The organism is Mesorhizobium sp. (genome assembly GCF_024509055.1).
Classification (GTDB): Bacteria; Pseudomonadota; Alphaproteobacteria; order Rhizobiales; family Rhizobiaceae; genus Mesorhizobium.
Map to the genome: position 1 here is coordinate 1 of NZ_JANINM010000003.1, position 7,689 is coordinate 7,689.

Here is a 7,689-nt window from a genome sequence, read left to right on the forward strand (position 1 = left end):
CGAGCTGGCGCGCGAGATCGGCGTCGGCACCACCAGCGTGCGCGAGTTCCTGATCCGCTTTTCGCGCTTCGGCCTGATCGAGAAGCGGCGCAACAGCCATTGGGTGCTGAAAGGGTTCACCCGCGCCTTCGCGCTGGAGCTGACCGAGATCCGCGAAATGTTCGAGTTGCGTTCGGCAGCGGCCTTTGTCGCACTGCCCGAGGACAGCGCGGTCTGGGTCGACCTCGACATGCTTGAGGTCGAGCACCGCAACCTGGGGGCAGAGATCGCCACGCGCTTCAATGAGTTCTCGGAGCTTGACGAGCGCTTTCACCGGCTGATCCACCGCGCCTCGCACAACCGGTTCATCGTCGACTTCTACGATGTGATCGCGATGATCTTCCACTACCACTACCAGTGGAACAAGGCTGAGGAGCGTCAGCGCAACGAGGTCGCGATCCAGGAACACCTGGCCTATATTGCGGCGCTCAAGTCGCGCGATCCGGGTAAGGCGGACGCTGCCTGCCGCAAGCATCTGAAGTCGGCACGCCAGACACTGCTCAGCTCCATTCCGGAAGGACGGCAGGCGCAGCCCGCCTGATCCTGCGCAATCGCGCCGCGTTGCCGCAGTCTGGTTTTGCCGATTTTCCGACTGCTGGCCCCATGCTACGGTCTGACCGAGTTGCTGGGAGAGGCAGTCCGTTGGGTATCCGGCTGAGACGATGGAGCATGCCGGCCGCGTCCGTCGCGGCGCTGCTGCTATTGCTTCAGTCCGCGCTTGGCGCCTTCGCCTTTGGCGCGCCTTCGCAACTCGATGCCTTCGGTAATGTGATCTGCACGCATGAGGGAGCGGTCAAGCTTCCCGGTGGCGATCCGCACCAGCGGCACATGCCGGCCTGCTGCTCACTCGGCTGCAGCATGGTTTCGCCCGCGCATCCGCCGCCGCCGAGTGCCGTCGCGCTGGCCGGAACCCGGATTTTCGAAACCGTCACGTTCAGGCTCCCTGCATTCGTGCATCTGGATTTTGCCCGCGACCGCTCTCCGGCAAATCCGCGGGCACCGCCGGCGATGGCCTGACAAGACGATCCGCGGAGCTTTCGCGGATGCATCCATCCAAAGATCTGACTGCTCGCGACCGGATGACGGCGCGACCCCATAGCCATGGAGCAACCATGTCCAATTTTTCCCCGGCCGCACGTGCGCTGATGCTCGGCGGTACACGTCCGCGCGACTTCGGACAGCATCTCGGCCTTGCCGTGTTTGTCCTCATCCTCCTCTTGGCCTGTATTCCGGGCGCCATCGCCCATGAGTTCAAGGTCGGCGACCTCGAGATCGGCCATCCCTGGTCGCGGGCGACCCCGCCCGGCGCCAAGGTGGCCGGTGGATATTTCACCGTCACAAACAAGGGCAGCGCGCCGGATCGGCTGCTGTCGATTTCCTCGGACATCTCCGAGAAGGCCGAACTGCACGAGATGGGCGTCAAGGATGGCGTCATGACCATGCGACCGGTGACCGGCGGGTTGGAGATACCTGCCGGCGGCAAGGCCGAGCTGAAGCCGGGCGGCTATCACCTGATGTTTGTCGGCCTGAAGCGGCAACCCAAGCAAGGCGAGAAATTCTCCGCCACGCTGACCTTCGAGAAGGCCGGCGCCGTCACCGTCGACTTCGCTGTGGAAGGCATGGGCGAAACCGGCATGGACATGGATCACGCCGACTGATCCGCATCCAGACAAGATATCAGAGGGACAATTCATGAAGACGTATTTTTTCGCGATGACCGCGCTTTTCGCGCTTGGAACGAATGCCGCGCTGGCCCACATCACGCTGGAGACGCAGGAAGCGGCTGTCGGCTCGACCTATAAGGCGGTCTTGCGCGTACCGCATGGCTGCGCGGGCAAGGCGACCACCGCCGTGCGGGTGCAGATTCCGGAAGGGGTGATCTCGGTGAAACCGATGCCCAAGCCTGGCTGGACGCTGCAGACCAAGAAGGGAAAGTATGAGAAATCGTACCAGCTTTACGGTGAGACACTGACGAGCGGCGTCAAGGAAGTCGACTGGAGCGGCGGCAACCTGCCCGACGAGTTCTATGACGAGTTCGTCTTCCGCGCTTCGCTGGCCGCGGATTTGCCGGTCGGCCAGATGCTCCGATTCCCGGTTGTACAGGAATGCGACGACGCGGCCGAGCGCTGGATCGAGATCCCGGCCGAGGGCCAGGATTCGGATGCACTGGAAAATCCGGCGCCCGGCATCAAATTGCTGCCCAAGAAATGATCTCTTGGTGGCGCGCCCGGCGCGGGCGCGCCACCACATTTGCAAGATGGCATGAAAGCAGCTCTTCCCATCCGCCCGAGCGGCATCCGCATCAGTCATTTCTCAGGCAGCCTCCTGGCGGCGCTGCTGTTGATGGCGCTGCTGATCCTGCCGTGCAGCGCCTTCGCGCATGCAGCGCTGGTCGCGACGGATCCGGGCGATGGCGCAGTGCTGAAGGAAAGCCCGGCTCAGTTTTCGCTGACGTTCAGCGAGCCGGTTTCTCCGCTGGTGCTGACCCTTGTCCGGCCGGATGGCACACAGCTTGCGCTCACTTCCTTCCACCTCGATGGCCAGACGCTCGAGATCCAGAATCCCGAGACGCTGAAATCGGGCACGCATGTGCTGAGCTGGCGGGTTGTGTCGGAGGACGGCCACCCGGTCGGTGGCTCGGCGTTGTTTTCCATTGGCGCGCCGAGCGCGGCGCCGGTTGCCGGCGAACATGTCGATTGGACGCTGCGCGGTGCGATCTGGATTGGCAAGGTGCTGCTTTATGCCAGCCTGTTTCTCGGCGTCGGAGGCGTCTTTGCTCTTGCCTGGCTAGCCGGAAACCAGCGCTGTGGCCGGCGTCCGATTGCCATTGCGCTCTTGCTGGGGTTGGCCGCCGCGCCGCTCTCCTTCGGATTGCAGGGCCTCGACGCGCTGGGCGCCCCGCTCACCCGCTTCGCTGAGCCAGCGGTTTGGAAGACCGCACTGGAGACGAGCTTCAGCTGGACCGTATTGATCGCGCTGATCGCGCTCGGGCTGGCATTGCTGTCGCTTGCCGGCCCTGCGTTTTCCCGCAAGCCGTTGGCGCTCGTAGGTCTTCTGGGTGTGGGCGCTGCGCTTGCCGCAAGCGGCCATGCAAGCGCCGCCGAGCCGCAATGGCTGACACGGCCACTGGTATTCCTGCATGGCACGGCAATCGCCTTCTGGGCCGGAGCGTTGGCGCCGCTTGGCCTCGGCCTCTACTGGCAGCCGGCGAAGACCAGTGCCTTCCTTCGCCTTTTCTCGCGCACGATCCTGCCTGTCGTGGCATTGCTTGCCGCAAGCGGCGTCGCGCTGGCGGTCATCCAGGTACAGACGCCGCTGGCGCTGCTGCACACCGCTTATGGCCGCCTGCTGCTGTTGAAGCTGGTCCTATTGCTCTTCCTGTTCACGCTGGCATCCGTCAACCGCTGGACGCTGACGGCGCCCGCCGAGGCGGGCGACACGGAAGTGCAGCGGCGGCTGATGCGTTCCATCGGCATCGAGACGCTGATCGTGCTCGCCATCCTCGGCGTCGCCGCAGGCTGGCGCTTCACGCCGCCACCACGCGCGCTGGCGATCGCCGCGGCGCGGCCGGCGTCGATCCATATCCATACGCTCAACGCAATGGCCGACCTCAGCATTACGCCAGGCCATGCGGGCCAGGTCGCGGCGTCGATGGTCCTCATGAGCGGCGATTTCGGTCCGCTCGACGCCAAGGAGGTAACGCTGGTGCTGTCGAAGCCGGATTCGGGCATCGAACCGATCAAGCGACCTGCGGCAAAGCCGGGCGACGGCACCTGGCGGGTCGACAATCTCGTCATCCCGATCCCTGGCCGCTGGAATGCGCGGCTCGAAATCCTGGTCTCGGATTTCGACATGGTAAAGATCGAGGCACCGATAGATATTCGCCCTCAGTAGATGGGTCGTTTCCCGGCGATGCAATTCGGCAAGGCGGTTGACGCCGCCGCGAAGGCCGCCGATCATCGTGGCGAACGCGGCTTCAACAAAAGATCCTAAAGCAGGGAAGAGAACGATGGAAAAAGCCGAAATCGGCCTGATCGGCCTTGGCACGATGGGCTCCAACCTCGCCCTCAACATCGCCGAGCACGGGCATCGTATCGCCGTCTTCAACCGCACACGCGCACGCACCGACGCCTTCGTGGAAAGCGCTGGCGCGCTGAAGGACATGGTCGTTCCTTGCTACAGCCTGGAGGAGCTTGCCGCCGCGATCCGGCCGCCGCGCCCGATCATCATCATGGTGCTGGCAGGCAAGCCCGTCGACGAGCAGATCGAAGCGCTGCGCGCGGTCCTGTCCGACAACGACATCGTCATCGATGCCGGCAACGCCAATTTCCGCGACACGATGCGGCGCTTCTCGGAGCTTTCCGGTTCCGGCCTGACCTTCATCGGCATGGGCGTTTCCGGCGGCGAAGAGGGCGCGCGCCATGGGCCTTCGATCATGGTCGGCGGCACGGAAGAGTCCTGGAAGCGCGTCGAGAACGTGCTGACGGCGATATCGGCCAAGTTCAAGGGCGAGCCTTGCGCTGCCTGGCTCGGTCATGACGGCGCCGGCCATTTCGTCAAGACGATCCACAACGGCATCGAATATGCCGACATGCAGATGATCGCCGAGATCTACGGCATACTGCGCGATGGCCTCGGCATGGAGCCGAAGGAGATCGGCAAGGTCTTCGAAAACTGGAACAAGGGACGGCTCAACTCCTACCTGATCGAGATCACCGCCAAGGTGCTCGCCGCCGACGATCCGAAGACCGGCAAGCCGGTGGTCGACATCATCCTCGACCGCGCCGGGCAGAAGGGCACAGGCAAATGGTCGGTGATCGAGGCGCAACAGCTCGGCATTCCGGCAACCGCAATCGAGGCGGCGGTCGCCGCGCGCGTGCTGTCCTCGATCAAGGACGAGCGGCAGGCAGCGGAAAAGGCCTACGGCAACATCGGCGTCGAGAAGATTTCCGGCGACAAGGCCGCGTTGCTGAAGGATCTCGAGCTGGCGCTCTTTGCCGGCAAGATCGCCGCCTACGCGCAAGGTTTCGCGGTGATGAGCGGCGCGTCGAAGGAGTTCAACTGGAACCTGCCGATGCCGACCATCGCCAAGATCTGGCGGGCCGGCTGCATCATCCGCTCGCAGATGCTCGACACCATGGCCGAGGCCTTCGGCTCGGGCAGCGCTTCGACCAACCTTTTGATGGCGCCGGCCTTCATCGCCATGATGAAGGAAGCGCACCCGTCGCTGCGGCGCATCGTGGCGCGGGCTTCCGAGGCCGGCTCGCCGGTGCCTGCGCTGTCTTCCGCGCTCGCCTATTTCGACAGCTACCGGCAAGGGCGCGGCACGTCGAACCTTATCCAGGCGCAGCGCGATTTCTTCGGCGCGCACGGCTTCGAGCGTATCGGCGAGCAGGGTGCGTTTCATGGACCGTGGGGCAGCGGCGCCGCTTAGAGACAGGTGAGGCCGGCCTGCAAATGGCGGCTCCCTGCGCTTCCGGTGCTCACGTACTTCAAGTACGCTCCGCTCCGGTTCTCGGCAGCCACCATTTTCGACTCGGCCTGACCTGTCTCCCAAGTCGCGCCAATCAACCGCGATAAGGCAGAACCTCTCCCGGCTTGCTCAGCGATTGCAGCGAGCCGGGTTCCTTGCCGCCGATCCAGCCAAGCACTGCGCGGGCCAGCTCCGAGCCTGCCAGGCGGAAACTCTCATTGACGACAAACAGTTCGCGTCGGAACAGATGCAGCAGTTCAGAGGACTGCTTCGACACGACGTCGACGTCCTGGCCCAGCTTCAGGCCGGCGTCCTCGATGCCGGCGACGATGGCGAGCGTCGCGGCGGCGGCGCTGCTGACAAAACCGTCGGGCCTGTCCTTGCGCTGCATCAACTGCGCTGTCCGCATCCTGATCTGCTCGATGGAATGGTCGATCGTGACGGTGTTGAACGGCACCTCGCTCGCGCCGACCTCGCTCAGCGCATCGGTGAAACCGTTCACCGCGTGGCCATGATAGGTGAGGCCGACGGGCGGGGTCAGCAAAGCCAGCCGCCGCCGCCCTCGGCCGGCCAAATGCCGCACGGCCTCATTGGCGAAGGCGTAGTTGTCGAAGTCGTGATAGGGATGCACCAGACCCATGTCGGTGCGACCATGCGTGGCAAAGGGGATGCCGCGCTCCAGCAAGTAGCGCGCCCGCGGATCGTTAGGCTGCGTGCGCGAGATGATGACGCCGTCTGCTGAACCCGTCTCTACCAGATAGCGCACCGGGTCGAGTGGATCCTGCGAGCGCGAGTAGGGCGTGACGATAAGGTGATAGGGCGTATCGGCGATCACCTCGGTGACGCCATAGATGATGTCGGACACGAAGCTCATCAACTCGTTCTCGGTGTTCAGCACCAGAGAGATGACGTTGGTCTTGCCGGTCCTCAGCCTCACGCCGGCGCGGTTCGGACGGTAGCCGATCTGCTTGGCGACAAGCTGGACGCGCCGCCTCGTCTCGGCGCCGATCTCGGGTGCGTCCTTGAGCGCGCGCGACACGGTGGTGACGCCGAGCCCGGTCATGAAGGCGAGCGTCTTCAACGTCGGCCGCCCACCGGCTGACGTCTCGTCGTCCTTCTTGGTTACCCGTCTATCCATTTCTTTCCGCCCGCCAGGCGCATTAGCAGCCGCTGAGCTGACCGGCAATCGTGCGGTTTTGACATTTGCGCGACTTTCGGCGTGCGGCCTGCGTCAGTATACTGAAACGTTACAGATTGCCAATCTTTGTGAAGCGCGAGCGGATAGCCGTCCAAGCGGCCATGCCCCGGGCTTCGGGTTGAAAGCCTCGGAATCACAAGGGATTTTCAGTTTCCAAAAAGACTTGGCAGTAATTCGCCGCACTAGGCACCGCTGGACAGTACTGGGAGAACATTTTTGTTCGAGGCTCGAAAAAACCACATGCCCCATCCAGCCGAGGGGTTGCCTATGCTTCCCATTTGCCGTATCGAAAATCTGTAACGTTTCAGATTCTGGGAGGAAGCCGAAATGCGATACAAATTCCTGACCGCTGCATTTGTCGCGACGGTCGCGTCGAGCTTCGCCGGGCAGGCGACCGCGACCGATCTGGAAGTCACCCACTGGTGGACTTCGGGCGGCGAGGCGGCGGCGGTGGCCGAACTTGCCAAGGCGTTCGATGCGACGGGCAATCACTGGGTCGACGGCGCCATTGCCGGGTCCGGCGGCACGGCCCGGCCAATCATGATCAGCCGCATCACCGGCGGTGACCCGATGGGCGCTACCCAGTTCAATCACGGTCGCCAGGCGGAGGAACTTGTCCAGGCAGGGCTGATGCGTGACCTCACTGATATCGCGACCAAGGACAAGTGGACGGAAACCGTGCGGCCGAAGAGCCTGCTCGACTCCTGCACCATCGGCGGGAAGATCTATTGCGTGCCGGTCAACATCCACTCCTGGCAGTGGCTGTGGCTTTCGAACGAGGCCTTCCAAAAGGCCGGCGTGCCGATGCCCAAAGACTGGAACGAATTCGTGGCCGCGGCTCCCGCCCTTGAGAAGGCAGGCATCATCCCGCTCGCCGTCGGCGGTCAGGCCTGGCAGGCGTCCGGCGCCTTCGACGTGCTGCTCGCCGCGGTCGGCGGCACCGACACCTTCCTCAAGGTCTACAAGGACAAGGACGCCA

At 63.9% G+C, this 7,689-nt stretch carries 8 protein-coding genes; 7 read left to right on the forward strand and 1 reads right to left on the reverse strand.

The window, feature by feature from the left end; all coding sequences use genetic code 11:
• From Q0L57_RS00105 to gndA, 6 genes are all read left to right on the forward strand, one after another.
• A partial coding sequence (locus Q0L57_RS00105) for a GntR family transcriptional regulator (RefSeq protein WP_296736085.1) occupies positions 1 to 580 on the forward strand: 580 nt, incomplete at its 5' end.
• 128 nt (positions 581 to 708) lie between these two features.
• A complete protein-coding gene (locus Q0L57_RS00110) occupies positions 709 to 1,056 on the forward strand; it encodes a DUF2946 family protein (protein ID WP_296736088.1) in 348 nt (115 codons plus the stop codon).
• Positions 1,057 to 1,151: 95 nt separating this feature from the next.
• Positions 1,152 to 1,697: a copper chaperone PCu(A)C gene (locus Q0L57_RS00115; protein ID WP_296736089.1), complete on the forward strand. Its 546-nt coding sequence runs from the start codon at positions 1,152 to 1,154 to the stop codon at positions 1,695 to 1,697.
• 34 nt (positions 1,698 to 1,731) lie between these two features.
• Positions 1,732 to 2,250 (forward strand): YcnI family protein, encoded by a 519-nt coding sequence (locus Q0L57_RS00120; RefSeq protein ID WP_296736091.1) that lies wholly within the window; start codon positions 1,732 to 1,734, stop codon positions 2,248 to 2,250.
• A gap of 51 nt (positions 2,251 to 2,301) precedes the next feature.
• The gene (locus Q0L57_RS00125) at positions 2,302 to 3,933 is read left to right on the forward strand and encodes a copper resistance CopC/CopD family protein (RefSeq protein ID WP_296736093.1); all 1,632 of its coding nucleotides are present in this window, start codon (positions 2,302 to 2,304) and stop codon (positions 3,931 to 3,933) included.
• A gap of 115 nt (positions 3,934 to 4,048) precedes the next feature.
• The gene (gndA, locus tag Q0L57_RS00130) at positions 4,049 to 5,473 is read left to right on the forward strand and encodes an NADP-dependent phosphogluconate dehydrogenase (protein ID WP_296736096.1); all 1,425 of its coding nucleotides are present in this window, start codon (positions 4,049 to 4,051) and stop codon (positions 5,471 to 5,473) included.
• Positions 5,474 to 5,606: 133 nt separating this feature from the next.
• Here gndA and Q0L57_RS00135 read toward each other — a convergent pair whose 3' ends face one another.
• Positions 5,607 to 6,650 carry a LacI family transcriptional regulator gene (locus tag Q0L57_RS00135; protein WP_296736099.1) on the reverse strand — a complete coding sequence of 348 codons (1,044 nt, stop codon included), beginning with the start codon at positions 6,648 to 6,650 and terminating at the stop codon, positions 5,607 to 5,609.
• Between the two features lie 387 nt (positions 6,651 to 7,037).
• On the opposite strand from Q0L57_RS00135, the gene Q0L57_RS00140 reads away from it, so the two are divergent.
• The coding region (locus tag Q0L57_RS00140) for an ABC transporter substrate-binding protein (protein ID WP_296736101.1) at positions 7,038 to 7,689 on the forward strand (652 nt) is incomplete at its 3' end.

Excerpts from the sequence above, each read along its gene's own strand:
- Q0L57_RS00110 (WP_296736088.1), top strand. The coding sequence starts at position 709 with ATGCCGGCCGCGTCCGTCGCGGCGCTGCTGCTATTGCTTCAGTCCGCG.
- Q0L57_RS00115 (WP_296736089.1), top strand. The coding sequence starts at position 1,152 with ATGTCCAATTTTTCCCCGGCCGCACGTGCGCTGATGCTCGGCGGTACA.
- Q0L57_RS00120 (WP_296736091.1), top strand. The coding sequence starts at position 1,732 with ATGAAGACGTATTTTTTCGCGATGACCGCGCTTTTCGCGCTTGGAACG.
- Q0L57_RS00125 (WP_296736093.1), top strand. The coding sequence starts at position 2,302 with ATGAAAGCAGCTCTTCCCATCCGCCCGAGCGGCATCCGCATCAGTCAT.
- gndA (WP_296736096.1), top strand. The coding sequence starts at position 4,049 with ATGGAAAAAGCCGAAATCGGCCTGATCGGCCTTGGCACGATGGGCTCC.
- Q0L57_RS00135 (WP_296736099.1), bottom strand. The coding sequence starts at position 6,650 with ATGGATAGACGGGTAACCAAGAAGGACGACGAGACGTCAGCCGGTGGG.